The following is a 26,610-nucleotide window of genomic DNA, read 5'->3' on the forward strand; positions in this document are numbered from 1 at the left end:
GGGCCGTAGTTGTCACAGCGAATCAGACTTTTCAGCTGAGCGCTTCGAGCACCTTGCCGGTGATCGCATCGACCGAGCCAACGCCCGGGATGTGGCTGTACTTCGGCTTGCCCTTGGCGGCCGACAGGTTCTGGTAGAACGCCACCAGCGGCTTGGTCTGGGAATGGTAGACCGACAGGCGATGACGCACGGTTTCTTCGGTGTCGTCCTTGCGCTGCACCAGCTCTTCGCCGGTGATGTCGTCCTTGCCGGCCAGTTTCGGCGGGTTGTAGACGGTGTGGTAGACACGACCGGACGGCTCATGGACGCGGCGACCGGCGATGCGCTGGACGATCTCTTCGTCGTCGACAGCGATCTCGACCACGTGATCGAGTTCCACGCCAGCTTCTACCAGCGCTTCAGCCTGGGGAATGGTGCGTGGGAAACCATCGAACAGGAAGCCCTTGGCGCAATCGGCCTGAGCGATGCGATCCTTGACCAGCGCGATGATCAGGTCATCCGACACCAGGCCACCGGCATCCATGATGCTCTTGGCCTTGATGCCCAGCTCGGTGCCCGCCTTGACCGCGGCACGCAGCATGTCGCCCGTGGAGATTTGCGGGATACCGAATTTCTCGGTGATGAACTTTGCCTGAGTACCTTTACCGGCCCCGGGAGCTCCCAGCAGAATGACGCGCATCGATGTGCTCCTCAATTTTTTATGTAAAACGCTCGGATTCGCCTCGTGGGGCCAATCTCGGAAAATCTGGAATCGTGACCGCCCAAACGGCCAAAGGCTGATCAAGATACACAGCAGGCCCGACCCACACAAGCCGCCAAAAGTCGGAGGAACCGGCGCCTGATGCGACCTTTGGCGGAGGTGGCGAGAGTCGCAACCGAACAACAAACTGTCGCCTGGTCGACCTCTTCCCTCTCCCCGCGGCCGACGTCCGGGAACCCCGGACGGGCCGTTTCGGTGCGCTGCTGGAGCTTAGCCGGTATTGCGCAAACCGGCGGCAATCCCTGCCACAGACACCAGCAACGCCTGTTCCACGGGGCTGCCCTGGGCGACCTCGGGTTGCCGCGAGCGGGCCAGCAGTTCGGCTTGCAACAGGTGCAGCGGGTCGAGGTAGGTGTTGCGCAAGCGGATGAATTCCAGCGTGTCTGGGCTATGTGCCAGCAGCTGCGACTGACCGGTCAACCCCAGCACCACCGAACAGGCCTGCGACAATAGGTCGCGTAAATGCGCACCCAATGGCAGCAACTCAGGTTCCACCAGACGTTCGTCGTAGGAGCGCGCGATATCGGCGTCGGCCTTGGCCAGCACCATCTCCAGCATATCGATGCGGGTACGGAAGAATGGCCACTGCTCGCGCATCTGGCCGAGCAATTGCCCTTCACCCCGCTCCAGCGCCTTGCCCAGGGCGGTTTCCCAACCGAGCCAGGCCGGCAACATCAGGCGGGTCTGGGTCCAGCCAAAGATCCAGGGGATCGCCCGCAGGCTTTCGATCCCGCCGGCCCGACGCTTGGCCGGACGACTGCCCAACGGCAGGCGACCCAGTTCCTGCTCGGGCGTGGACTGGCGGAAATACTCGACGAATTGCGGGTTCTCCCGCACCACCGCGCGGTAGGCGTTGACACCGTCGGCGGCCAGTTCGTCCATCAGGTGCCGCCACTCGGGGGTCGGCGGTGGTGGCGGCAACAGAGTCGCTTCCAGTACGGCGGCGAGGTACAGGTTGAGGTTCTGCTCGGCGATGTCCGGCAGGCCGAATTTGAAACGAATCATTTCGCCCTGCTCGGTGGTGCGGAAACGCCCGGCCACCGAGCCCGGCGGCTGGGACAGGATCGCCGCGTGGGCCGGACCGCCGCCACGCCCGACCGTGCCGCCGCGACCGTGGAACAACAGCAGTTCGACCTGCTGCTCGCGACAGATGTCCACCAGCCGCTCCTGGGCCCGGTACTGTGCCCACGCCGCCGCCGTGGTGCCGGCATCCTTGGCGGAGTCGGAATAGCCGATCATCACTTCCTGGGGGCCTTGCAGCCGAGAGCGATAGCCCGGCAACCGCAGCAGCCGCTCGATCACCGGCCCGGCGTTGTCCAGGTCGGCCAGGGTTTCGAACAGCGGCACCACCCGCATCGGGCGCAGCACGCCGGACTCTTTCAACAACAGTTGCACCGCCAGCACGTCGGAAGCCGCGCCGGCCATGGAGATCACGTAGGAGCCCAGGGACGCCGCAGGTGCCGCCGCCACTTCACGGCACGTGGCCAACACTTCGGCCGTGTCAGCCGATGGTTTGAAATGGACAGGCAACAGCGGGCGCCGGTTGTTCAGCTCTTCCAGCAGGAAACTGATGCGCTGTTCCTCGTTCCAGTCCTCGTAGCGACCCAGGCCCAGGTAGTCGGTGATTTCAGTCATGGCCGAGCAATGGCGGGTCGAGTCCTGGCGCACGTCCAGGCGCACCAGGAACAGGCCGAAGGTGACTGCCCGGCGCAGGCAATCGAGCAACGGCCCGTCGGCGATCACGCCCATGCCGCACTCATGCAGCGACTGGTAGCACAGCTCCAGCGGGTCCAGCAGTTCGCGGTTGCTCTGCAGCACATCGGCGGACGCTGGCGTGGCACCTTTCAAGGCCGCGTGGGCCCAGTTGCGGGTGGCCCGCAGGCGCTCGCGCAACTGCTTGAGCACGGCGCGATAGGGTTCGGCGCTGTCACCCGCCAGGGCACGCAAGGCGTCGCTGGCGTTCTGCATGGACAGCTCGGCGGCCAGGTGATCGACGTCACGCAAGTACAGGTCCGCCGCCATCCACCGCGCCAGCAACAGCACTTCGCGCGTTACCGCCGCCGTGACGTTCGGGTTGCCGTCCCGGTCGCCGCCCATCCACGAAGCAAAACGGATCGGCGCGGCCTCCAGCGGCAGGCGCAGCCCGGTGGCCGCGTGCAGGGCCTGATCGGCCTTGCGCAGGTAATTGGGGATGGCCTGCCACAGCGAATGCTCGATCACCGCGAAGCCCCACTTGGCCTCGTCCACGGGGGTCGGGCGGGTGCGACGGATTTCCTCGGTATGCCAGGCCTCGGCGATCAAGCGTTGCAGGCGCTCATGAATCTGCGCCCGCTCGGCGCTGGTCAGGTCGCGGTGGTCCTGGGCCGCCAGTTGCGCGGCGATGGCGTCGTATTTCTGGATCAGCGTACGCCGGGCCACTTCCGTGGGGTGGGCCGTCAGCACCAGCTCGATCTCCAGCCGTCCCAATTGCCGCGCCAGGGCCTCGGCGCCGTGGCCCTCGGCCCGCAACCGGGCGAGCAGCTCGGGCAACACCCGGGCCTCGAAGGGAGCCGGCTGCGACTCTTCGCGGCGGTGGATGAGCTGGTACTGCTCGGCGATGTTGGCAAGGTTGAGAAACTGGTTGAATGCCCGCGCCACGGGCAGCAGCTCGTCTTCGCTCAACGCGTTGAGGCTGGCACTGAGTTCGGCATCCGCCGAGCCGCGCCGATCGGCCTTGGCGCCCTTGCGGATCTGCTCGATCTTGTCGAGGAACGTGTCGCCGTACTGCTCGCGAATGGTATTGCCCAGCAGCTCGCCGAGCAGGTGGACGTCCTCGCGCAAGCGGGCATCGATATCGGTCATCAGCAGTTCTCCAGCAAAAGGTCCGGACAGCGAACGGGGTAGACGCGTTGCCATAGAGAGTGCCGATGCCGGTCGTTTATGACAAGCGACGAAGGGTCTTTAAACCTTGTAGGACAAAGCTAGTCTGATGAATAGGCCACACAACGGCTTGCCACTCACCACGCCTGCCATAAGCAGACTTATTGAGGCCATCATGAAAATCCGTGAGCTTGCCCAGCATTGGGAAGAAAACGCCAAGGGTCGCCTGACCCAGACCGGCTACACGATTCACCTGGACGTCGAAGCCGCGGCACGACTGGCGGCAATCTGTGACATGTACCCCAAGCGCCAGCCCGAGGAACTGCTGGGCGAACTGATCGGGGCCGCGCTGGAAGAACTCGAAGCGAGCTTCCCGTACGTCAAGGGGCAGCAGGTGGTCGCCACCGATGAAGAAGGTGACCCGCTGTACGAAGACGTCGGCCCGACGCCGAGATTCCTCGCCTTGTCGCGTAGGCATCTGCATGAGCTTTCCTCGCAGAACGACAAGCCGAAACACTGACTCCCTTCCCGCTCGTGGTCTCCCGGACGCCATGACTGGCGCCGGGAATACCGCTGCACGCCTTGAAAGTTCAGCTTTTTTGCCATTGACCAATCAGTCAGCAATTCTTTTGGCGAATGGCCACCTCCGCTGAACTTTTGAAAAAAGCTTCGGGTCACACCGAATAACCATACTGGAACGGCCGTTTTAATAAACGCGCCCTGGCCTCCGCGCCTAAACAGACGTCACGGTTTCGGTCCCAGCATGGATTTGTAGTTTTTTTCAGGAGTTTTCCAATGGAGTTGAAGCCTATGAATACCTGCACTGCGAAACCCTCATCCGCGGGCCTGCGCGGCCTCAAGCTGGCTGCCCTGGCCATCGGTAGCAGCTTCATCCTGGCCGGTTGCGCGGGCAACCCACCTTCGGAGCAGTACGCGGTGACCCAATCGGCGGTCAACAGCGCCGTGACGGCCGGTGGTACCGAATTCGCCGCGGTGGAAATGAAATCGGCCCAGGACAAGCTCAAGCAAGCCGAACTGGCCATGCACGACAAGAAATACGACGAAGCCAAGCGTCTGGCCGAACAGGCCGAGTGGGATGCTCGCGTCGCCGAGCGCAAGGCCCAGGCCGCCAAAGCGGAACAAGCACTCAAGGATTCCCAGAAAGGGGTTCAGGAACTGCGTCAGGAAGGCATGAACAAGATTCAGTAATCGGTTCAGGCCACGACGTACTTCTCATTGATAAAAGGACGACAGACTATGATGCACAAACACTTGATGATGCCCGCCCTGCTCGCTGCCTGCGTAGCCCTGGCCGCTTGCTCCCATGACCCGAACGCGAACCTGGAACAGGCCCGCACCAACTACAACGGCCTGCAGGCTGACCCAGCGGCGACCAAGGTGGCAGCCCTGGAAACCAAGGACGCAGCCGATTTCCTGGCCAAGGCCGACAAGGCTTACCTGGACCGGGAAGACGAAGCCAAGGTCGACCAACTGGCCTACCTGACCAACCAGCGTGTTGAAGTGGCCAAGCAGACCATCGCCCTGCGCAACGCCGAGGCCGCGCTGAAAAACGCCGGTGACGAACGCGCCCGTGCGCTGCTCGATGCCCGCAATGCGCAGATCAAGCAACTGCAGGACAGCCTGAACGCCAAGCAGACCGAACGCGGTACGCTGGTGACTTTCGGTGACGTGCTGTTCGCCACCAACAAGTCCGACCTGCGCTCCAGCGGCCTGGTCAACGTGAACAAACTGGCACAGTTCCTCCAGGAAAACCCGGACCGCAAGGTGATCGTCGAAGGCTACACCGACAGCACCGGTTCGGACTCCTACAACCAATCGCTGTCCGAGCGCCGTGCCAGCTCCGTGCGCACTGCCCTGGTGAAAATGGGCGTCGATCCGGCCCGCATCGTGACCCAGGGTTATGGCAAGGAATTCCCGGTCGCCGACAACAACAGCGTTTCGGGCCGTGCCATGAACCGTCGCGTGGAGGTGACCATCTCCAACGACAACCAACCCGTCGCCCCGCGTTCGAGCATGAGCGCCAACTGATCGGTTGACGGCAATGAAAAAGCCCCGCCTGACCCAGTCAGGCGGGGCTTTTTCATTGCTGAACACTTCCCCACATGAGGGAGCGGGCTTGCTCGCGAAAGCGGTGTGTCAGTGACCTGTGCATCGACTGACACATGGTGTTCGCGAGCAAGCCCGCTCCCACAGGGGATCACTGGAAGTCATGGATTATTTCAAGGCTGCAGCTTCTGCGGCGTCTCCTGGCCCATGCAGCGCACGGCGCGTTTCTTTTCGTTGACCAGCACACCGGTCAGGCCTTTCTGCTCGGTGTCAAACAGCACCAACACACCGTCGATGCATTGGGCCACTTGGGGCGCGGGCTCCAGGGAGGCTTTGTAGTCTTCGCCCGGCACGGTCTTGAGCATGGTGAATTCGTTGAGCAGCAACGCGTCCTCGGGCTTGGCGAAGTGCAGGTAACCGTAGTACCACAACACCGCGACAGTGCCGAGGATGCTGCAGATACCGGTGATGATCAGGGGGATGGCGTTACGTTCTTCGCTCATTGCGGACTCTCTGGGGATTGATCGGGTGATTTCGGATAATTCGGCACTTCGCCCAGGCGACGCAGGCCGTCGAAATGCGTGGGGTCGTCGAGGTAGCGCAACATCACGGTTTGCCAGGTCGGGTCGGCGAATGTCTGTACATGCCCGCCACGGGTCAATTGCAGGACCCTGGGCGGCGGCGCAGCTTGGTACAGGCGGATGCCGTTGGAAAGGGGCACGATCGGGTCGTCCAGGCTGTGATAGATCAGTTTCGGCACGCCGGTCAATTGCGCCATCGAGCTGATCGCGCTGTCACCGTCCGGCACCAGCCAGGACAACGGCACCTGGAACGGCCAGGTCAACCACGAGGTGCTCAGGGCAAACCGCCCGACATCGCGATAGCTGGCCGGCACGCCGTCGAGCACCAGCGCCTTGAGCTGTCGCTGGCGCTGCGGATGCTCCACCAGGTAATGCACCGCCAACGCGCCTCCCAGGCTCTGGCCGAGCAACACCAGTGGCTTGCCTTGGACATCGGCGGACCGGTCGAGCCATTGGAACGCGGCGTCGATGTCCTGGTAGATCGCTGGCAGGCTCGGTTCGCCCTCGGACACGCCATACCCCCGGTAGTCGACCATCAGCACCTGGTAGCCCTGCTCCGGCAGCCACCAGCTCCCGCCCAGGTGCCAGGCCAGGTTGCCGCCGTTGCCGTGCAGGTGCAGCACCGTGCCCTTGACCTCGACACCCGGCTTGACCGGTAGCCACCAGCCTCGCAGCTTGAGGCCGTCGGCGGTGACCAGGGTGACATCGCGATAGTCGAGCTTGGCCCGCTCCGGGGTGAACGGCAGGCCCCGCTCAGGGTAGAACAGCAGCGAGCTGCAACCGCTCAGGGCCAGCAACAGGCAAAAGATGCCGAGGGTTCGCATCCGGTGAAGCCTCGCAAAAAATCAGAGTTGGAACACCATCCTGTGGGGCTGGGTGTTGTGTTCAAAGGATATTGGAATAATCCGCTTCGATCCGATCCAGGCTCAGGTGGTTCAGGAAGTTGGAAAAGCACATCCAGGCCGAGAGTGCATTCATGTCGCGGAACTGCTCGGGCAGGTACTTGGGCGGCACGACCAGGCCCTCGTCCACCAGTTGCCGCAGGGTGCGCATATCCTCCAGGGTGGTCTTGCCGCAGAACAGCAGCGGCACCTGCTCCAGCTTGCCTTTGCGCACGGCCAGCTGAATGTAGTTGTAAACCATGATGAAGCCCTTGAGGTAGGACAAATCTTTGGTGAATGGCAGGCCGGTCGGCACCGAGCCACGGAACACTCGGCTGGCGTTGCCGTAGCTTTCCGCCATCTCAAAGCCCTGCTCGCGGAAGAATTCGAAGACCTGCAGGAAATCGGCGCCCTCCTCCACCATGTGGATGGCGCGGGTGCGGTTGGTGAGCTTGCGCAGCCGGCTCGGATAGGAAGCGAAGGTGATGATCTCCATCAGGATCGCCAGGCCTTCCTGGGTCACCGTGGACGAGGGCGGGCCCTTGGACAGGAAGGTGCAGATCGGCTGGTTCAGCCCGTTGAGGGTGGTGCCGACATGCACCAGCCCTTCGTGGACCTCCAGCGCCCGCACATCCCGCTCATTGAACATCGCATCGGTGCGGATCTTGATGTAGTCCGCGCCCGCCGCCGCGTCGGCGACGATCCCATCGGACTCGAACACGCGGATGGTTTCCTCGGCCTCGCCGAACACCCGGTTGAGCCGGTGTTGCAGCAGGCTGACGGCGTCCTGGGCGCTGAGGATCTTCGGCTCGTCCTTCAGGTCGCCACGGCCGTCGATGTTGTTCAGGTAGTCGGACAGCATCAGGCCCAGGTCGGCCAGCGTCGGGTCGCCGGCGTGGAAGGCGTCGGAGGCCGCGCCGTAGAGCTCCTGGGAAATCAGCCCGAAATCCTCGGTGCCCCGGGCTTCGAGCATGCGCACCACCATGCGGTACTCCTTGCACATGCGGCGCATGATCTGGCCCACCGGGTTGAACTGCCCGAGCTGGCGGGTGATGTCGCGCTCGATGTTCTGGAACTCCAGCTTCACCTTGCTGGAATCGAAGGACAGCGGTCGATTGAGGTAATAGTCGCGGTCCACGGCGGGCATTTCCTTGCCCTTGGCCTTGAGAAACCCTTTGCGGATGTTCTCGTCCCACTTCACCGCATCGAGGACGCGGATCGGCGTTTGCGCCAGCACAATGCGATCGGACAAGGTGCGTATCGTCTGCTGGTAATCGTCCACCCGTAACTCCTGTGAAAAGACATCTGCCTGCTGCGATTATTGGGATCTGGCCTGCCGCTGGTAGCGCACGGCCTCCGAGAACACGTCGGAATTGGCCGGATCGTCGAGGTAACTGAAGACCTTGTCCATGTCGCTGTCCACCAGCACGCCGTCACCGGCCTCGCTCTGGTTCACCTGGCCGCTGAGAATCTTCTGGTCGATGGCCTGGTTGACCTGCTCCAGGTCCAGGTTGTAGACCACCAGCTCGTGCTTGTCGGTGAGTTCGAAGCCGGCGATCACGAAATGACCGCCATAACGGGCCGGCACCTTGGCCGACAGGTACCAGCGGCTGCCATGGCGCGAGACCGTGAGCGGGATGGCTTCGCGTTCCTGGGGCCTGGCCCTGAAGTAGCTGATGGCCTGGTAGCGGTGCTTGCCGACCTTCGTCAGTTCCAGGTTCAGCGGCTCGCCCCAGGCATTGGTGCTGGTCCACTGGCCGAGCAGGCCCTTGGGCGCCGCCTCGGCGTCGGGCAGCGGCGTCTTGAACGACACCAGGCAGCCACTTAGCAGCAGCAACGACACGGCCAGTACAACGGCACGCCAGGTTTTCATTGGAACTCCCTATGGCAACTGTGGCGAGGGGATTTATCCCCGTTGGGCTGCGGAGCAGCCCCCTTGCAGTCAGCTCACTTAGCCAGATGTACCAAGTTGGCTGGTTTTGGGGCCGCTTCGCAGCCCAACGGGGATAAATCCCCTCGCCACAAGGGGCTGCTGTAACCCAAAAAGGGTTACACCGACGCCAATACCAGGTGCATGTAGCGGGTCAGGATACCGAGCATATCTTCACCGGCGACCGGCTCGGCGTCATTGAGCAAGCCCTGATATTCCATCCGTCCGATAATCGCCGTCAACACTTTGGCATCCTGTTGCGGTTCGCGGGAGCCCAATACCTGGAAAAACTGACAGGTGCCGTGCAGCAGGATCTGCTGGTGGGAACGCACCAGTTGCGCCAGGCGCGGGTTGAGCAGTGCTTCCTGGCGAAACGCCTGCTCGGCCATCAGGTACTCGCGACGGCTGTCCAGTTGGTGTTGCACGTAGTCGGCGGTCATCCGGGCAATGTCGTCCGCCAACTGCGAGCGGGACTCGGCGCTGCCGTCACCGTAGGCGACCATTTCACGCAAGAGGCCTTCGTTGCTGGTCCACAGCTTGGCCATGAACGCCGCGCTGCGTTCCACGTACTGGGCGAAGGTATCGGTGAGCAGGTCATCGATGTCCTTGAAATAATACGTCGTGGCCGACAGCGGCACGCCCGCCTCGGCGGCCACGGCGCGGTGGCGAACCGCACGCACGCCATCGCGCACCACAATGCGCATGGCTGCGTCGAGAATCTCCTGGCGCCGCTGCTCACTGCCCTGTCGGCTGGCCTTGCGGCCCTGGTACTGAACACTTTCAGCGACAGCCGTGGCGACGCCCGCGGCACCTTCTGAAGCCATTGCACGATTCACGACAGGTCTTTCCTCGCTCTTTCAAAAGTAACCAATTGATACGTTTGTACCAGACAGGCAATAAAAAGCCGCCCTTCCAGGCGGCTTTTTATTTGAAACCCTTACGCTTGCGGCCGCATGTGCGGGAAGAGGATGACATCCCGGATCGACGGCGAGTTGGTCAGCAACATCACCAGGCGATCGATGCCGATGCCTTCACCGGCGGTCGGCGGCATGCCGTACTCCAGGGCACGCACGAAGTCAGCGTCGTAGTGCATGGCTTCGTCGTCGCCGGCGTCCTTGTCGGCCACCTGGGCCATGAAGCGCTCGGCCTGGTCTTGCGCGTCATTGAGCTCGGAGTAGGCGTTGGCGATTTCGCGGCCACCGATGAACAGCTCGAAGCGGTCGGTCACGCTTGGGTCTTCGTCGTTGCGACGGGCCAGCGGCGACACTTCGAACGGGTACTGGGTGATGAAGTGCGGCTGCTCGAGCTTGTGCTCGACCAGCTCTTCGAAAATCATCACCTGCAGCTTGCCCAGGCCTTCGAAGCCGAGCACCTTGGCACCGGCTTTCTTGGCGATGGCACGGGCCTTGTCGATGTCCCGCAGGTCGTCAGCGCTGATGTCCGGGTTGTACTTGAGGATCGAGTCGAACACCGACAGGCGCACGAACGGCTCGCCGAAGTGGAACACCTTGTCGCCGTACGGCACGTCGGTGGTGCCGAGCACCAGCTGCGCCAGCTCGCGGAACAGTTCCTCGGTCAGGTCCATGTTGTCTTCGTAGTCGGCGTAGGCCTGGTAGAACTCGAGCATGGTGAACTCGGGGTTGTGCCGGGTCGAAACGCCTTCGTTACGGAAGTTGCGGTTGATCTCGAAGACTTTTTCGAAGCCACCGACCACCAGGCGCTTGAGGTACAGCTCGGGGGCGATACGCAGGAACATTTCCATGTCCAGGGCGTTGTGATGGGTCTCGAACGGCTTGGCCGCCGCACCGCCAGGGATGGTCTGCAACATCGGCGTCTCGACTTCGAGGAAGTCGCGCTTCATCAGGAAGCTGCGGATGTGGGCGATGACCTGCGAGCGTACGCGGAACGTCTGGCGCACCTCTTCGTTGACGATCAGGTCGACGTAGCGCTGGCGATAGCGCTGTTCGGTGTCGGTCAGGCCGTGGTGCTTGTCCGGCAGCGGGCGCAGGGACTTGGTCAGCAGGCGCACGTGGGTCATTTCAACGTACAAGTCGCCTTTGCCGGAGCGAGCCAGGGTTCCTTCGGCGGCAATGATGTCGCCCAGGTCCCAGGTCTTGACGGCGGCCAGGGTTTCTTCCGGCAGGGTCTTGCGGTTGACGTAGACCTGGATGCGCCCGGTCATGTCCTGGATCACCATGAACGACCCACGGTTGAGCATGATGCGACCGGCCACCTTGACTGGAATCGCCGCCTCGGCCAGTTCTTCCTTGGTCTTGTCCGCGTATGTCTTCTGCAGCACGTCGCAATACGCGTCGCGGCGGAAGTCATTCGGGAAAGGCTGGCCCTTGGCGCGCTCGGCAGCCAGCTTTTCCTTGCGCAGGGCGATCAGGGCGTTTTCTTCCTGTTGCAGGGCTTGCGGGTCGAGTTCTAGGTCGCTCATGTCTTTAAGGTTTCCATCACAGGTTCGTTGCCTCCAGCGCCGGGCCGGAGTGGGCGGGCAAGCCTCGCGCCTCTCTTGGGAGCGGGCCTGCCCGGCGCATGGGTGTCGCGTTACAGGCCTTGCTTGAGGCTCGCTTCCAGGTATTCGTCGATGTCGCCGTCGAGCACCTTGTCGCAGTCGCTGCGTTCGATGTTGGTGCGCAGGTCCTTGATGCGCGAGGCATCGAGCACGTACGAACGGATCTGGTGACCCCAGCCGATGTCCGACTTGCTGTCTTCCAGGGCCTGGGACGCCGCGTTGCGCTTCTGGATCTCCTGCTCGTACAGGCGGGCCCGGAGCATTTTCATCGCGGTGTCTTTGTTGGCGTGCTGGGAACGTTCGTTCTGGCAGCTGACCACGGTGTTGGTCGGTACGTGGGTAATCCGCACGGCCGAGTCGGTGGTGTTGACGTGCTGGCCACCGGCACCCGAGGAGCGATAGGTGTCGATGCGCAGGTCCGCCGGGTTGATCTCGATCTCGACCTTGTCGTCGATTTCGGGCGACACGAACACCGCCGAGAACGAGGTGTGGCGACGGTTGCCGGAGTCGAACGGGCTCTTGCGCACCAGGCGATGCACGCCGATCTCGGTGCGCAGCCAGCCAAAGGCGTATTCACCCTTGATGTGCACGGTGGCGCCCTTGATCCCGGCGACCTCGCCGGCCGACAGTTCCATGATCGTCGCGTCGAAACCGCGCTTGTCGGCCCAGCGCAGGTACATGCGCAGCAGGATGTTGGCCCAGTCCTGGGCTTCGGTGCCGCCGGAACCGGCCTGGATGTCCAGGTAGGCGTTGTTCATGTCCATCTCGCCGCTGAACATGCGGCGGAATTCCAGCTTGGCCAGGGATTCTTCCAGGCGGGCCAGTTCGGCGACGACATCGCCGACCGCGCCTTCGTCGTTTTCCTCGACGGCCATGTCCAGCAGGTCGCGGCAATCGCTCAGGCCGCTGGCCAGTTCGTCCAGGGTCTCGACGATCTGCGCCAGCGCAGAACGCTCGCGGCCCAGTTCCTGGGCGTATTCAGGTTTGTTCCAGACACTCGGATCTTCAAGCTCGCGATTGACTTCGGTCAGGCGCTCATGCTTTTGATCGTAGTCAAAGATACCCCCGAATAGTTTCGGAGCGCTCGGACAGGTCCTTGATGGTGTTCAGGATCGGGTTGATTTCCATGGCGGGCAGCACTCGTTGGCGAACTTTTGAAAGCCGGCGAGTATAACGTAATCACGCGCCAGCGGCAGCCCGCCTGGCGGCTTTGGAGGAAGGAGATTCAGAGTAAGGGCCAGACTCCGGCCCTTGTGGCGAGGGGATTTATCCCCGCTGGGTTGCGAAGCAGCCCCAAAGCAGCCAAGTCGGCTCACCTGACTTACCCGCTAGTCGCTCTTACAGGGCCGCTACGCAGCCCGACGGGGATAAATCCCCTCGCCACAAAAATCCCCCTGTTGCCTTGGGCGTTATTCGATACCCACCCGGTTGCGCCCATTGTGCTTGGCCATGTACAGGCCCTTGTCCGCCGCCGAGATCAGTTGCCGGCTGTCGCCGCCCTGCTGCGGAGTGACGGTGGAGACGCCGATGCTGACGGTCAGGTTCGCGCCGCCGTCGGGGGTGTTGTGGGGGATGTTCAGGGCGACCACGCTCTGGCGCAGCTTTTCGGCCATCAACCGGGCGCCGCCAGGCGAAGTGCCAGGCAGGACCAAGGCGAATTCTTCGCCACCGTAGCGGGCCGGCAGGTCGGAGGGGCGACTGCAGGCATCGCGGATCGCCGTGGCGACCTTGCGCAGGGCTTCGTCGCCCTCCACGTGGCCGAAGTTATCGTTGTAGGACTTGAAGTAATCCACATCGATCATCAGCAGCGACAGCTGGCTCTGGTCGCGCATCGCCCGGCGCCATTCCAGCTCCAGGTACTCGTCGAAATGCCGCCGGTTCGACAGCCCGGTCAGGCCGTCGGAGTTCATCAGCCGTTGCAGCACCAGGTTGGTGTCGAGCAATTGCTGCTGGCTGATGCGCAGGGCGCGATAGGCCGCGTCGCGTTGCAACAGCATCATGTAGGAGCGCGAGTGGTAGCGGATGCGCGCCACCAGTTCGATGTTGTCGGGCAACTTGACCAGATAGTCGTTGGCCCCCGCGGCGAATGCCGCGCTCTTGACCAGCGGGTCTTCCTTGGTGGACAGGACAATGATCGGGATATCGCGGGTGGCCGGATGGTTGCGGTATTCGCGCACCAGGCTCAGGCCATCGAGGCCGGGCATCACCAGGTCCTGGAGAATCACCGTCGGCTTGATGCGGATTGCATGGGCGATGGCCTGGTGCGGGTCCGAGCAGAAGTGGAAGTCGATGTTTTCTTCATTCGATAGCCCGCGCCGCACCGCCTCGCCGATCATCGCCTGGTCGTCGACGAGCAGGACCATCGCGGCGTTCTCGTCGCTCTTGAATTCGTCGAGCTGTAAATCATGCATGGGGGCTTACCTGAATACGGCCTGAGGCAAGACGGCCGGGGGTCGTCATGGGGCAAAAATCTCCAACAGCCTTGGCGCTATGCGGTCCAGGGCAAGTATATGGGCGGCAGCATCAATGGCGGCGGCGGCCTTTGGCATACCGTAGACCGCGCTGCTGCTCTGGTCCTGGGCGATGGTCACGCAACCCTGCTGGCGCATCAGTTTAAGCCCTTGCGCGCCATCGCGCCCCATGCCGGTGAGCAGTACGCCCACTGCGTCACCGCTCCAGAAGTGCGCGACGCTCTCGAAAAACACGTCGATGGAAGGGCGGTAGATCTCGTGCACCGGCTCGGCGGTGTAGGCCAGGGTGCCGTCCTTCAACAGCCGCAGGTGATGGTTGGTCCCGGCCAGCAGCACCGTGCCGCCCTGGGGTGTCTCGCCTTCCCGGGCCAGGCGAACGGTGTGCCCCGAGGCACTGCTCAGCCACTCGGCCATGCCCGCGGCAAATACCTCGTCCACGTGCTGGACCAGCACGATGGCCGGGGCAAAGTCGCGCGGCAAACCCTTGAGCAGGATCTCCAGGGCCGCCGGGCCGCCGGCCGACGAGCCGATGGCCACCAGGCGCTTGCGCGATACCGCCGCACGCTGCGACGCCGGCGCCGAGCGCTCGCGGTTGCCGCGCTCACCGATCAACCAGCCGATGTTGGCGATCTTGCGCAACAAGGGCGCCGCCGCATCGGCCGGGTTGCCGACGCCCAGAGCCGGCGTGTCGACCACGTCCAGCGCCCCGTGACCCATGGCCTCGAACACGCGGTGGACGTTCTGCTGGCTGTCACCGGTGACGATCACGATCGCGCACGGCGTGTCGGCCATGATCCGCCGGGTCGCCTCCACGCCGTCCATAATCGGCATGAACAGGTCCATCAGGATCAGGTCCGGGGTGTATTCGGCGCAGCGCTGCACCGCCTCGGCGCCATTGGCGGCCACCCAGACCAACTGGTGCGCCGGTTCGAACGCCAGGGCGCGGCGCAGGGCCTCGACCGCCAGGGGCATGTCATTGACGATGGCGACCTTCAAGCGCGTGCTCCTCCGATCAATTCGACCACGGCGTCGAGCAAGGCGTCGTCATGGAAGCTCGCCTTGGCTAGATAATAGTCGGCGCCGGCGTCCAGGCCACGACGGCGATCTTCTTCGCGGTCCTTGTAGGACACCACCATCACCGGCAGCGATTGCAGACGGTTGTCGCGCCGCAGCAGGGAGACCAGCTCGATGCCGTCCATGCGCGGCATGTCGATGTCGGTGATCAGCAGGTCGAAGTCTTCCGAACGCAAGGCGTTCCAGCCGTCCATGCCGTCCACCGCCACCGCCACGTCGTAACCGCGCCCCAGCAGCAGCTTGCGTTGCAGCTCGCGCACGGTCAGCGAATCGTCCACCACCAGGATGCGCTTGCGCGGGGCCTGGGCCTGGTCCTGCCGGGCAATGCGCTCCAGGCGCCCGGTGTCGAGCAGCTTGTCCACCGAACGCAACAGGTCTTCGACGTCGACGATCAACACCACCGAGCCGTCGTCCAGCAGGGCCCCGGCGGAAATGTCCTGGACCTTGCCCAGGCGTTCGTCCAGGGGCAGGACCACCAGGGTCCGCTCGCCAATGAAACGCTCCACCGCCACGCCATAGATCGCCTCACGCTCGCGGATCACCACCACTTTGAGGGTCTGTTGGTTGTTCTGCGTCGCCGGGCGATTGAGCAATTGGGTGGCCGCCACCAAGCCGACGTGCCGACCTTCGTACCAGAAATGCTGGCGTCCTTCGACCTGGACGATGTCTTCCGGCGCCAGGTCGCACATCCGCTCGATGTGGGCCAGGGGAAAGGCATAGGCCTCGTTGCCGACATCCACCACCAGGCTGCGCACCACCGACAGCGTCAACGGCACTTCGAGGTGGAAACGGCTGCCCTCGCCCGCCGTCTGCTCCAGCACCACCGACCCGCGCAACTGCCGGACCATGTGCTGGACGGCGTCCAGGCCGACACCGCGCCCGGACACTTCGGTGACTTTGTCGCGCAGACTGAAACCGGGCAGGAACAGGAACGTCAGCAGCTCCTCTTCGCTCAGGCTGGCGGCCGTCTGCTCAAGGGACAGGCCGCGCTCGACGATGCTGCGACGGACCCGCTCCAGGTCCACGCCGGCACCGTCGTCGGCCAGCTCCAGGACCAGCAACCCGGCCTGGTGAGAGGCCCGCAGGCGAATCAGGCCTTCGGCGGGCTTGCCGGCCAGTTGCCGTTGCTCCGGGGTTTCGATGCCATGGTCCACGGCGTTGCGCAAGAGGTGGGTCAGCGGCGCCTCGAGCTTCTCCAGCACATCGCGGTCGACCTGGGTTTTCTCGCCTTCGATTTCCAGGCGCACTTGCTTGCCCAGGCTGCGCCCCAGGTCGCGCACCATGCGCACCTGGCCGGAGAGCACATCGGCGAACGGGCGCATGCGGCAGGCCAGCGCCGTGTCATACAGCACTTGCGCCCGCTGACCGGCCTGCCAAGCGAATTCGTCCAGCTCGGCGGTTTTCTGCGCCAACAGTTGCTGGGTCTCGGCCAATAAGCGCCGCGCATCGTCGAGGGCTTCCTGGGCTTGCAGGCTCAGGGCGTGCTCCTTGAGGTGCACGTTCAACGCCTCAAGGGCACGCAAGCCATTGCCCTGTTGGCGCTTGAGCCGTTGCAGGGTCGCCAGCCAGGGCTTGAGGCGCTGGGTTTCCACCAGGGACTTGCTCGACAGGTCGAGCAAGCCGTTGAGGCGCTCGGCGGTCACCCGCAGGACCCGCTCGCCACCTTCGATGACCCGCTTGCCCTTGGTGGCTGGCTCCGCGGGCTGCGGGGCTTGCGGCTCGGGCAACTCGACGCGGACCGGCGCCACCGGCACCTCGATCCTGGCCGGCGTCACCAACGCGTCCTGCACGACGCTGGGATCCAGCCAACGCCCCATCAGGCTGACATAGGCCTCGATCTCCGCGGCGCCCACGTCGTTGCCCGGCGTGGCGATGCGCGTCAGCAGGTCGGTGCCTTGCAGCAAGGCATCGATGTGCTCGGCCGTCAGCACCAGGCGCCGTTCCTGGGCGCTGACCAGGCAATCCTCCATCACGTGGGCCACGCTGACCCCGGCGTCCACCCCGACGATCCGCGCCGCGCCCTTGAGCGAGTGCGCGGCGCGCATGCATGACTCCAGGTGATCGGCCTGGGTCGGGTCACGTTCCAAGGCCAGCAGCCCGGCACTCAGCACGTGGGTCTGGGCTTCGGCCTCCAGGCTGAACAACTCCAGCAGCGACGCGTCGCGCATCTGGTCAGGGGTCATGACAGGCTCCGGGTCACGGCGGACAGCAACTGTTCTTCGTCCAGCCAGCGCAGGCTGCGCCCCTTGTAGGGCAACACGCCACGGGTGTACTTGCCGGCGGACGGCGAAGCGTTCGCCAGGATGCGTTCGTCGATGGCATGGATGCCGTCCACCTCGTCCACCGGTACCACCACCGCCCCGCCCTTGGCGGCGACGATGAGCATGCGCGGCTGGCTCCGGGCGCCGGACGCCACGGTGCCGCCGGGTTCCAGGTCCAACAGCTCCGCCAGCGACAGGCAGGCCACCAACGCCCCGCGCACGTTCGCCACGCCCAGCAAGGCCCGCGAACGCTGGTGCGGCAACGAATGGATCGGCTGCAACGGCGCGACCTCCACCAGGCTGCGGGTGGTCAGGCCCAGCCACTCTTCACCCAGGCGAAACATCAGCAACGAGCGGGTGACAAGGTCGCTGTCCACCGGCGCCTGGACCCGCGCCCGGTCATCCTGCTGCAAGGCGTAGCGGTCGAGCAGCCGCGTAGCGGCGGCCGAATACACCGAGCAATTGCGGCAGTGGATGTGCTCGACCAATAGCGGGCAGGACTTGTCGCCATGGATCCCGATACGGTTCCAGCAATCGTCGATTGCCTGGGCCTCGTCATGGATGACGTGGTAAGAAGCCGGACCGCTCATTGTTTACGCTCACTGTCTGCCGCGCGCCCACTGCGCGCGGCGCGTTCCTGCAATCGACGCGCGCCAGCCGCGTCTCCCTGGGAAGCCAGCAGCGCCGCCAGGTGCACCAGGGCCTCGGCGTGCTGCGGTTCAAGATAAAGCGCCTTGCGGTAGAAACCCTGGGCCTGGAGTGCGTCGCCGGCCATGTCGCTGAGCAACCCCAGCCAATAGAACACCTGGGCCACCGGCGCGTGGTTGCGCAGATACTGTTCGCACGCCGCACGGGCCTCGGCACTTTTGCCACCGTTGGCCAGGGCCGCGATCTGCGCCAGCAAGGCGTCAGCCTCGCGGTTTCCTGGCTCGGCAACCGGCGCCACCGTTGCGGCGAACGGCCGGGGCCTCGCCACCGGGGGGACAACCCGCGGTGGCGACTGGCGCACCGGTGGCGGGGTCGGCGCCAAGGCCGGCAACGGTTGTGGCTCGGCGACGCCCTGGCGGCTGAAGGCGAACGATTGGGGCACGCCGATTGAACGCATGCCCAGCCGTCCCAGCAGGCTGCCTTCGGCCGGGCCGATAAACAGCACGCCGTCCTGGTGGGTCAGGCGCTTGAGCACCTCGAACACCCGCTGCTGGATCGGTTGGTCGAAATAGATCAGCAGGTTGCGGCAAAACACAAAGTCATAAGGCACCTCGTTCACCAGCAACGCCGGATCCAGCAGGTTGCCCACTTGCAGGCGCACCTGCTCGCGCACCCGTTCGTCGAGGCGATAGCCGTCATCTTCAGCGACGAAATACCGCTCGCGAAAACCCAGGTCCGCCCCACGGAAGGAGTTCCTGTAGTAGCGCGCCTCCCTGGCCCGCTCCACCGACAGCGGGCTGACGTCCAGGCCATCGACCTTGAACTGATGGGGCTTGAGGCCCGCGTCGAACAAGGCCATGGCGATGGAATAGGGTTCCTCGCCGGTGGAGCACGGCAGACTGAGGATGCGCAACGCACGCAGGTGGTTGATCTCGGCCAGGCGTTTGATGGCCAGCCTGGCCAGGGTCGCGAACGACTCCGGATAGCGAAAGAACCAGGTCTCCGGGACGATCACCGCTTCGATCAGCGCCTGCTGTTCCTGGGTCGAATGCTGCAGGGTTTGCCAGTACTCATCGGCGGTTCGTCCTACCACGGCCAGGATGCGCTGGCGCACCGCCCGCTCGATGATGGCGGTGCCAACAGACGTCACGTCGAGGCCGATGCGCGCCTTGAGGAAGTCGAAAAAGCGTTGGTCACTGCTCATGGCCGCGCCTCGAAATCATGCGGGTTGAGCGGCGGAGTGGGGAACAACATGGCGTGAACCGACGCGTCGAGCAGGTCATTGACCCGCACCCATTGCAGCAACCCCTGGGCGTCTTCGCGCACAGGGCCCAGGTACGGCGCCTGCCGGTTCTCCAGGCCATAGGGTTGGAAGTCCGCCGGATCGCAACGCAAGGTGTCGGTGGCCTGTTCCAGGATCAGCCCCAGCACATGCCCCGCCTGGCCGCTGTCGGGCCGGTAATGGACCAGCACCAAGCGCGTGCTGGTGCGGGCCTCGGCGTCCTGGCCGAATGTCAGGGCGCACAGGTCGATCACCGGCACCACCGTACCGCGCCAGGCAAACACGCCCGCCACCCAGGCCGGCGCTTGCGCAATGGGCTTGAGGGGCAGGCGCGGCAGCACCTCCACCACATCGATGGCCTGCAACGCATAGCGTTCGTTGCCGATGCGAAACACCAGGAACAGCGCCTGGCGGGCCGTCGGCGCGGTGCCATGCCGGGTCTCGAATTCGCCCATCAGACTTTGAAACGCGAGACGCCACTGCGCAGCCCTACGGCCACCTGGCTCAGTTCATCGATCGCGGAACTGGCCTGGCGCAAGGACTCCACGGTCTGGCTACTGGCGTCGCCTAGTTGCACCAGGGCATGGTTGATCTGCTCGGCCCCCGTGGCCTGGGCCTGCATGCCTTCGTTGACCATCAACACCCGCGGCGCCAGGGCCTGGACCTGATGGATGATCTGCGACAGTTGCTCGCCGACCTGCTGCACCTCGGCCATGCCTCGGCGCACTTCTTCGGAGAACTTGTCCATGCCCATCACACCGGCCGATACGGCGGACTGGATCTCGCGCACCATTTGCTCGATGTCGTAGGTCGCCACGGCGGTCTGGTCGGCCAGGCGACGCACCTCGGTGGCCACCACGGCAAAACCGCGCCCGTATTCACCGGCCTTCTCGGCCTCGATGGCGGCGTTGAGGGACAACAGGTTGGTCTGGTCCGCCACCTTGACGATGGTCACCACCACCTGATTGATGTTGCCGGCCTTCTCGTTGAGGATCGCCAGCTTGGCGTTCACCAGGTCGGCGGCGCCCATCACCGAATGCATGGTGTCTTCCATGCGCGCCAGGCCTTGCTGGCCGGAGCCGGCGGCCACCGAGGCCTGGTCGGCAGCGGTGGAAACCTCGGTCATGGTGCGCACCAGGTCGCGGGACGTGGCGGCGATTTCCCGGGACGTCGCGCCGATCTCGGTGGTGGTGGCGGCGGTTTCAGTGGCCGTGGCCTGTTGCTGCCGTGACGTGGCGGCGATCTCGGTCACCGACGTGGTGACCTGCACCGACGAACGCTGGGCCTGGGCCACCAGCGATGTCAGTTCGGCCATCATGTCGTTGAAGCCGGTTTCCACCGCGCCGAATTCGTCCTTGCGCGCCAGGTTCAGGCGTCCGCTCAGGTCGCCGCTGCGCATGACGTCTAGGATCTCCACGATGCGGTTCATCGGCGCCATGATCGCGCGCATCAGCAACAGCCCGCACAGCAGCGCGATGATGAGCGCGACGAGAAATGACAGGCCCATGGCCACCTTGGCCGCCGTCACCGCATCGCCGATGGTCTGGGTGGCGTTTTGCGCGAGCTCGCGATTGCGTTCGATGATGCGGTTCAGGTGCCCGCGGCCGCCGATCCAGGCCGGCGTCAGCTCCTTGTCCAGGATCTGCCGCGCGCCTTCGTAGTCCTTGCGCTGGTACAAGTCCAGGACCTTGGCCATGGCTTGGTTGAACGCCTGGTGGTTGGCCTCGAACTCGTCGAAAGACGCCTGGTCGGCGGGGTTCTGGATCAGTTTTTCATAGTTCTCTATTTCTTCGCGCAGGTGCTGCTCGAAGCCCTGGTAGCGGGCCTTGTCCTCGGCGGTGAGCTCGCGGTTTCCGGAAAGGCCGACGATCTGCTGGGTCAGGACGTAGTTGTCGACCCAGCCACCGCGAATCATGGAGCTGTAGTACACCCCCGGCACCGCATCGGCACGCACCCGTTCTTCACTGTCCTGGATCTTCAGCAACCGCGAGTACGAGACAACCACCATGAGCAGCATGATGGCGATGATCACCGCGAAACTCGCCAGGATGCGTTGGCGCAATGTCCAGTTCTTCACAGTAAAACCTCAGGCACTTTGAAAATGCTGGGGAGTATAGCTGAGGGCCGGGGAACGGCTGTATGGGCGCGCCCTGCAAAAAACTGTGGGAGCGAGCCTGCTCGCTCCCACAGGAGGTGTTTTCTGAAGGGGTATTTGCGTGGGGGATCAGGCGGCCTGGCGCACCTGTTTCTCCAGCTCGGCCTTCAATCCCGGCTCCAGCTTGAGCTGGCGGGCCAGTTCGTCGAGGTAGGACTTCTCCATGAAGTTTTCCTCGTCCACCAGCATCACACTGGCGACGTACATTTCCGCGGCGATTTCCGGGGTGCCGGCGGCGCGGGCGACATCGGTGGGGTCCAGGGGCTTGTTGAGTTCGGCGTGCAGCCAGTGTTGCAGTTCCTGGTCGTTGTCGAGCTTGGTGAACTCGCCTTCGATCAGCTCGCGCTCACGCTCATCCACATGGCCGTCGGCCTTGGCGGCCGCCACCAGGGCCTTGAGGATCGCCTGGCTGTGCTGTTCGACCTGCGCCGGGGGCACGCGGTCCAGGGTCTGCGGTTCGGTTTGCGGGGCGCGGCCCTGCTGGGCCTGCCAGTTGCCATAGGCCTTGTAGGCGATCACGCCCAGCGCGGCCAAGCCGCCATAGGCCAAGGCCTTGCCGCCGAACTGGCGGGCTTTCTTGTTTCCCAGCAGCAGCCCCATGGCCCCGGCGGCCAGGGCCCCCTTGCCGGAGAGCATTGCGCCCAGGTTGCCGGAGCCCCCGAGCAAGCCGCCCAAGCCACCGGACGCCTTGTCTTGTGAGCCGCCGGCCTTGTTCTGCAACATCTCCTGGCCAGACTTGAGGAGTTGATCGAGCAATCCACGGGTGTTCATTTACCACCTCCACGCATTCGGGTTAACCGGATCATTAAGGCCACCAGCCTAGATCGAAAGTGCCCTTGTACAGCGGCAAGTTTGCTTCCAGATGTTGCCTGACTACGCTAATAGCTAGCCATCCATGGCGTATCGCCCCGTTCCGACACTGCCCCGACCACAATTAAAGCAAGAGGGATTCCCATGTACGCGCACAAGACCGTATTGCTCAGCGCAATGACCACGGCGCTGCTGACCGGTGTCAGCCTCCAGGCCGCCGAGCTGCCCAAGGCGATTGGCGCTGGCGAAGGCCAGCTGGATATCGTGGCCTGGCCGGGCTACATCGAACGCGGCGAAAGCGACAAGGCCTACGATTGGGTGAGCGGTTTCGAGCAGGAAACCGGTTGCAAGGTGAACGTGAAGACCGCGGCGACCTCCGACGAAATGGTCAGCCTGATGACCAAGGGTGGCTACGACCTGGTCACCGCCTCGGGCGATGCCTCGCTGCGCTTGATTGCCGGCAAGCGGGTGCAGCCGATCAACACGGCGCTGATCCCCAACTGGCAGAACCTCGACCCACGCCTCAAGGATGCGCCGTGGTACGTGGTCAACCAGCAGACCTACGGCACACCGTACCAGTGGGGCCCGAACGTACTGATGTACAACACCGAGGTGTTCAAGCAGGCGCCGACCAGCTGGGGCGTGCTGTTCAACGCCCAGGACCTGCCCGACGGCAAACCGAACAAGGGGCGCGTGCAAGCCTACGACGGTCCGATCTACATCGCCGACGCAGCGCTCTACCTCAAGACCGCCAAGCCTGAGCTGGGCATCAAGGACCCTTATCAGCTCGACGAGGCGCAATACAAGGCCGTGCTGCAATTGCTGCGAGCGCAGCAACCGTTGATCCACCGCTACTGGCACGACACCACCGTGCAGATGAGTGACTTCAAGAACGAGGGTGTCGTGGCGTCCGGGGCCTGGCCGTACCAGGTCAACGGCCTGATGAACGAGAAACAGCCGATCGCCTCGACCGTCCCGAAAGAAGGCGCCACCGGTTGGGCCGATACCACGATGCTCCACGCCGATGCCAAGCACCCCAACTGCGCCTACAAATGGATGGACTGGTCGCTGCAACCGAAAGTCCAGGGTGACGTGGCCGCCTGGTTCGGATCCCTGCCGGCGGTGCCGGCGGCGTGCAAAGGCAGCGAACTGCTCGGCGCCGAAGGCTGCAAGACCAACGGCTTCGATCAGTTCGACAAGATCGCCTTCTGGAAAACCCCGCAGGCCGAGGGGGGCAAGTACGTGCCCTACAGCCGCTGGACCCAGGACTACATTGCGATCATGGGTGGGCGGTAAGGCCCGGCACATAAATGGGAGCAGCCCCTGTGGCGAGGGAGCTTGCTCCCGCTGGCGTGCGAAGCGCGCCCAAAACCGAGCGACGCGGTATTAGCTGACACACCGCATCGCCTGGTTTTAGGGCGGCTGCGCCACCCAGCGGGAGCAAGCTCCCTCGCCACGGGGTCGCGTGCCAATCATTGAAGGTTCATACCCGCCCCGCTTTTTGGAGCCCCGCACCATGACGCTTGCAGTCCAATTCACCCAGGTATCCCGTCAGTTCGGCGATGTGAAAGCCGTTGACCGGGTTTCAATCGATATCCAGGACGGCGAGTTCTTTTCCATGCTGGGCCCCTCCGGTTCGGGCAAGACCACCTGCCTGCGCCTGATCGCCGGGTTCGAGCAGCCCAGTGAAGGCTCGATCCGCATCCACGGCGAGGAAGCCACGGGACTGGCGCCCTACCAGCGGGACGTCAACACGGTGTTCCAGGACTACGCCCTCTTCCCGCACATGAACGTGCGCGACAACGTGGCCTACGGCTTGAAGGTCAAGGGCGTGGCCAAGGCCGAGCGCATCAAGCGCGCCGAAGACGCCCTGGAGATGGTCGCCCTGGGCGGCTACGGCGAGCGCAAGCCGGCCCAGCTCTCCGGCGGCCAGCGCCAACGCGTGGCCCTGGCCCGCGCGCTGGTCAATCGCCCGCGGGTGCTGCTGCTGGACGAGCCCCTGGGGGCTCTGGACCTGAAGCTGCGGGAACAGATGCAGGGCGAGCTGAAAAAACTGCAACGCCAGTTGGGCATCACGTTCATCTTCGTCACCCATGACCAGACCGAAGCGCTGTCGATGTCCGACCGCGTGGCGGTGTTCAACAAGGGGCGCATCGAACAGGTCGACACCCCGCGCAATTTGTACATGAAGCCGGCGACCACCTTCGTCGCCGAGTTCGTCGGCACCTCCAACGTGATCCGTGGCGAGCTGGCGCAAACCCTGAGCGGTTATCCACAGCCCTTCTCGATCCGCCCCGAACACCTGCGGTTTGCCGACGGCCCGCTGGCCGCGCATGAGATCGAAGTCCACGGCCTGCTCCACGACATCCAGTACCAGGGCAGCGCCACGCGCTACGAGTTGAAGCTTGCCAACGGCCAGGTCCTGAACCTCAGCCAGGCCAACACCCAATGGGACGACCCGGGGACCCGCCACCAGGCCGGCCAGCACCTGGCCGTGCGCTGGGCCCGCGAGGCGATGATCCCCCTGCACGACAGCGTCCCGGGCGAGGCGTGACATGAACACACCGGCCTTGCGCTCCGCCACCGCATCGGGCTCGCTGCGACGGTTCTCCAACCTGTTGTACCGACGCCCCAACCTCTACCTGTCGATGTTACTGGTGCCGCCGCTGATCTGGTTCGGCGCGGTCTACCTGGGTTCGCTGCTGACCCTGTTGTGGCAGGGGTTCTACACCTTCGACGACTTCACCATGGCCGTCACGCCGGACCTGACCCTGGCGAACTTCGTCGCCCTGTTCCAACCCTCGAATGTCGACATCATCCTGCGCACCGTGAGCATGGCCATCGTCGTGTCCATCGCCAGCGCGATCGTCGCGTTCCCGATTGCCTACTACATGGCGCGCTACACCCGAGGCAAGACCAAGGCGTTTTTCTACATCGCGGTGATGCTGCCGATGTGGGCCAGCTACATCGTCAAGGCCTATGCCTGGACGCTCCTGCTGGCCAAGGGCGGCGTGGCGCAGTGGTTCATCCAGCAACTGGGCCTGGGGCCGTTGCTGCAGTTCGTGCTTGGCGTCCCCGGCGTCGGGGGCAGCACGCTCTCCACCTCGCACCTGGGGCGCTTCCTGGTGTTTGTCTACATCTGGCTGCCCTTCATGATCCTGCCGATCCAGGCCTCCCTCGAACGCCTGCCGCCGTCGCTGCTGCAAGCCTCGGCAGACCTGGGCGCCAAACCGCGCCAGACGTTCATGCAGGTGATTGTGCCGCTGTCGATCCCAGGCATCGCCGCCGGCTCGATCTTCACCTTTTCACTCACCCTGGGGGATTTCATCGTGCCCCAACTGGTGGGGCCGCCGGGCTACTTCGTCGGCAGCATGGTCTACGCCCAGCAAGGGGCCATCGGCAACATGCCCATGGCGGCCGCCTTCACGCTGGTGCCGATCGTGCTGATCGCCGTGTACCTGTCCATCGTCAAGCGCCTGGGGGCTTTCGATGCACTCTGACTCCTTGTCCCGAGCGTCCTGGGGGCTGCGTCTTGCGGCATGGGGCGGGCTGGTATTCCTGCACTTTCCGATCCTGATCATCGTCCTCTACGCGTTCAACACCGAGGACGCGGCGTTCAGCTTTCCGCCCAAGGGCCTGACCCTGAAGTGGTTCAGCGTCGCCTTCGCACGCCCCGACGTGCTGGAAGCGATCAAGTTGTCGCTGCAGGTCGCGGCCATCGCCACGCTGATCGCCATGGTGCTTGGCACGTTGGCCTCGGCGGCGCTTTACCGGCGTGAATTCTTCGGCAAGCAGGCCATTTCATTGATGCTGATCCTGCCGATCGCCCTGCCGGGGATCATCACCGGCATCGCGTTGCTGGCGACGTTCAAGAGCCTGGGGATCGAGCCGGGGATGTTCACCATCGTCGTCGGCCATGCAACCTTTTGCGTAGTGATCGTCTATAACAATGTCATCGCGCGCCTGCGCCGCACGGCCCACAGCCTGATCGAGGCGTCGATGGACCTGGGGGCCGACGGCTGGCAGACGTTCCGCTACATCATCCTGCCCAACCTGGGCTCGGCGTTGCTGGCCGGCGGGATGCTGGCGTTTGCGCTGTCGTTCGACGAAATTATCGTCACCACCTTCACCGCCGGCCACGAACGCACCCTGCCGCTGTGGCTGCTCAATCAACTCAGCCGGCCCCGCGACGTGCCGGTGACCAACGTGGTAGCGATGCTGGTGATGCTGGTGACCATGCTGCCGATACTGGGGGCCTATTACCTGACCCGAGGAGGCGAAAGCGTGGCGGGCAGCGGGGGAAAATGAATCAG

Annotated in this window: 24 protein-coding genes; 7 read left to right on the forward strand and 17 right to left on the reverse strand. The window is 64.1% G+C overall.

Annotated elements, in window-relative coordinates; genetic code table 11:
- Positions 1 to 31 precede the first annotated feature (31 nt).
- Together adk and ppc are read right to left on the reverse strand one after the other, a co-directional pair.
- Positions 32 to 679: an adenylate kinase gene (adk, locus tag V5F23_RS22510; protein ID WP_042731031.1), complete on the reverse strand. Its 648-nt coding sequence runs from the start codon at positions 677 to 679 to the stop codon at positions 32 to 34.
- Between the two features lie 291 nt (positions 680 to 970).
- Positions 971 to 3,601 carry a phosphoenolpyruvate carboxylase gene (ppc, locus tag V5F23_RS22515; RefSeq protein WP_042731032.1) on the reverse strand — a complete coding sequence of 877 codons (2,631 nt, stop codon included), beginning with the start codon at positions 3,599 to 3,601 and terminating at the stop codon, positions 971 to 973.
- 193 nt (positions 3,602 to 3,794) lie between these two features.
- On the opposite strand from ppc, the gene V5F23_RS22520 reads away from it, so the two are divergent.
- The 3 genes from V5F23_RS22520 (at position 3,795) to V5F23_RS22530 (ending at position 5,668) form a co-directional block, all read left to right on the forward strand.
- On the forward strand, positions 3,795 to 4,139 hold the full coding sequence (locus V5F23_RS22520; protein ID WP_042731033.1) for a hypothetical protein: 345 nt from the start codon (positions 3,795 to 3,797) through the stop codon (positions 4,137 to 4,139).
- A gap of 275 nt (positions 4,140 to 4,414) precedes the next feature.
- A complete protein-coding gene (locus V5F23_RS22525; protein WP_042731034.1) occupies positions 4,415 to 4,828 on the forward strand; it encodes a DUF4398 domain-containing protein in 414 nt (137 codons plus the stop codon).
- A gap of 51 nt (positions 4,829 to 4,879) precedes the next feature.
- Positions 4,880 to 5,668, forward strand: a complete 789-nt coding sequence (locus V5F23_RS22530) for an OmpA family protein (RefSeq protein ID WP_042731039.1) — start codon at positions 4,880 to 4,882, stop codon at positions 5,666 to 5,668.
- A gap of 191 nt (positions 5,669 to 5,859) precedes the next feature.
- On the opposite strand, the gene V5F23_RS22535 is transcribed toward V5F23_RS22530, so the two are convergent.
- The 15 genes from V5F23_RS22535 to V5F23_RS22605 form a co-directional block, all read right to left on the reverse strand.
- A complete protein-coding gene (locus V5F23_RS22535; RefSeq protein ID WP_042731035.1) occupies positions 5,860 to 6,189 on the reverse strand; it encodes a hypothetical protein in 330 nt (109 codons plus the stop codon).
- Positions 6,186 to 7,091, reverse strand: a complete 906-nt coding sequence (locus tag V5F23_RS22540; RefSeq protein ID WP_042731036.1) for an alpha/beta hydrolase — start codon at positions 7,089 to 7,091, stop codon at positions 6,186 to 6,188. Before V5F23_RS22540 ends, V5F23_RS22535 begins: the two co-directional genes overlap by 4 nt.
- A 61-nt stretch (positions 7,092 to 7,152) precedes the next feature.
- A complete protein-coding gene (locus V5F23_RS22545) occupies positions 7,153 to 8,430 on the reverse strand; it encodes a flavohemoglobin expression-modulating QEGLA motif protein (RefSeq protein WP_042731037.1) in 1,278 nt (425 codons plus the stop codon).
- A gap of 36 nt (positions 8,431 to 8,466) precedes the next feature.
- Positions 8,467 to 9,021: a hypothetical protein gene (locus V5F23_RS22550; RefSeq protein WP_042731038.1), complete on the reverse strand. Its 555-nt coding sequence runs from the start codon at positions 9,019 to 9,021 to the stop codon at positions 8,467 to 8,469.
- Between the two features lie 176 nt (positions 9,022 to 9,197).
- On the reverse strand, positions 9,198 to 9,914 hold the full coding sequence (locus tag V5F23_RS22555; RefSeq protein WP_338496605.1) for a TetR family transcriptional regulator: 717 nt from the start codon (positions 9,912 to 9,914) through the stop codon (positions 9,198 to 9,200).
- A 101-nt stretch (positions 9,915 to 10,015) separates the two neighbouring features.
- The gene (lysS, locus tag V5F23_RS22560; RefSeq protein WP_042730685.1) at positions 10,016 to 11,518 is read right to left on the reverse strand and encodes a lysine--tRNA ligase; all 1,503 of its coding nucleotides are present in this window, start codon (positions 11,516 to 11,518) and stop codon (positions 10,016 to 10,018) included.
- Positions 11,519 to 11,628: 110 nt separating this feature from the next.
- Positions 11,629 to 12,724, reverse strand: a protein-coding gene (prfB, locus tag V5F23_RS22565) for a peptide chain release factor 2 (protein ID WP_123579921.1) whose coding sequence is annotated in 2 segments (ribosomal slippage) — positions 11,629 to 12,651 and positions 12,653 to 12,724 — 1,095 coding nt in all. Because the reading frame shifts where the segments join, the coding sequence is not laid out codon by codon here.
- Between the two features lie 281 nt (positions 12,725 to 13,005).
- On the reverse strand, positions 13,006 to 14,007 hold the full coding sequence (locus tag V5F23_RS22570) for a PleD family two-component system response regulator (RefSeq protein WP_042730683.1): 1,002 nt from the start codon (positions 14,005 to 14,007) through the stop codon (positions 13,006 to 13,008).
- A 45-nt stretch (positions 14,008 to 14,052) separates the two neighbouring features.
- Positions 14,053 to 15,063, reverse strand: a complete 1,011-nt coding sequence (locus tag V5F23_RS22575) for a chemotaxis response regulator protein-glutamate methylesterase (RefSeq protein WP_042730682.1) — start codon at positions 15,061 to 15,063, stop codon at positions 14,053 to 14,055.
- A complete protein-coding gene (locus tag V5F23_RS22580; RefSeq protein ID WP_123579922.1) occupies positions 15,060 to 17,324 on the reverse strand; it encodes a hybrid sensor histidine kinase/response regulator in 2,265 nt (754 codons plus the stop codon). Before V5F23_RS22580 ends, V5F23_RS22575 begins: the two co-directional genes overlap by 4 nt.
- Complete coding sequence (locus V5F23_RS22585) at positions 17,321 to 17,992, reverse strand: chemotaxis protein CheW (protein WP_042730680.1); 672 nt, start codon at positions 17,990 to 17,992, stop codon at positions 17,321 to 17,323. The genes V5F23_RS22580 and V5F23_RS22585 overlap by 4 nt, the downstream gene beginning before the upstream one ends.
- A complete protein-coding gene (locus tag V5F23_RS22590; RefSeq protein ID WP_123579923.1) occupies positions 17,989 to 19,254 on the reverse strand; it encodes a protein-glutamate O-methyltransferase CheR in 1,266 nt (421 codons plus the stop codon). The genes V5F23_RS22585 and V5F23_RS22590 overlap by 4 nt, the downstream gene beginning before the upstream one ends.
- Positions 19,251 to 19,787, reverse strand: a complete 537-nt coding sequence (locus V5F23_RS22595; RefSeq protein WP_338496611.1) for a chemotaxis protein CheW — start codon at positions 19,785 to 19,787, stop codon at positions 19,251 to 19,253. Before V5F23_RS22595 ends, V5F23_RS22590 begins: the two co-directional genes overlap by 4 nt.
- Entirely contained in the window at positions 19,787 to 21,409 is a 1,623-nt protein-coding gene (locus V5F23_RS22600; RefSeq protein WP_042730677.1) for a methyl-accepting chemotaxis protein, read from the reverse strand. Before V5F23_RS22600 ends, V5F23_RS22595 begins: the two co-directional genes overlap by 1 nt.
- A gap of 147 nt (positions 21,410 to 21,556) precedes the next feature.
- Positions 21,557 to 22,258, reverse strand: coding sequence for a tellurite resistance TerB family protein (locus V5F23_RS22605; protein WP_042730676.1), 702 nt, complete (start codon positions 22,256 to 22,258; stop codon positions 21,557 to 21,559).
- Positions 22,259 to 22,441: 183 nt separating this feature from the next.
- On the opposite strand from V5F23_RS22605, the gene ydcS reads away from it, so the two are divergent.
- The 4 genes from ydcS (at position 22,442) to V5F23_RS22625 (ending at position 26,605) form a co-directional block, all read left to right on the forward strand.
- Positions 22,442 to 23,593 carry a putative ABC transporter substrate-binding protein YdcS gene (gene ydcS / locus V5F23_RS22610; protein ID WP_042730675.1) on the forward strand — a complete coding sequence of 384 codons (1,152 nt, stop codon included), beginning with the start codon at positions 22,442 to 22,444 and terminating at the stop codon, positions 23,591 to 23,593.
- 220 nt (positions 23,594 to 23,813) lie between these two features.
- Positions 23,814 to 24,851 carry an ABC transporter ATP-binding protein gene (locus tag V5F23_RS22615; RefSeq protein WP_042730041.1) on the forward strand — a complete coding sequence of 346 codons (1,038 nt, stop codon included), beginning with the start codon at positions 23,814 to 23,816 and terminating at the stop codon, positions 24,849 to 24,851.
- 1 nt (position 24,852) lies between these two features.
- Positions 24,853 to 25,797: an ABC transporter permease gene (locus tag V5F23_RS22620; protein ID WP_123579924.1), complete on the forward strand. Its 945-nt coding sequence runs from the start codon at positions 24,853 to 24,855 to the stop codon at positions 25,795 to 25,797.
- Positions 25,787 to 26,605 carry an ABC transporter permease gene (locus V5F23_RS22625; protein WP_047736749.1) on the forward strand — a complete coding sequence of 273 codons (819 nt, stop codon included), beginning with the start codon at positions 25,787 to 25,789 and terminating at the stop codon, positions 26,603 to 26,605. The genes V5F23_RS22620 and V5F23_RS22625 overlap by 11 nt, the downstream gene beginning before the upstream one ends.
- Positions 26,606 to 26,610 lie beyond the last annotated feature (5 nt).

Source organism: Pseudomonas sp. WP18 (assembly GCF_036689585.1).
In the GTDB taxonomy this organism is placed as follows: Bacteria; Pseudomonadota; Gammaproteobacteria; order Pseudomonadales; family Pseudomonadaceae; genus Aquipseudomonas; species Aquipseudomonas chlororaphis_E.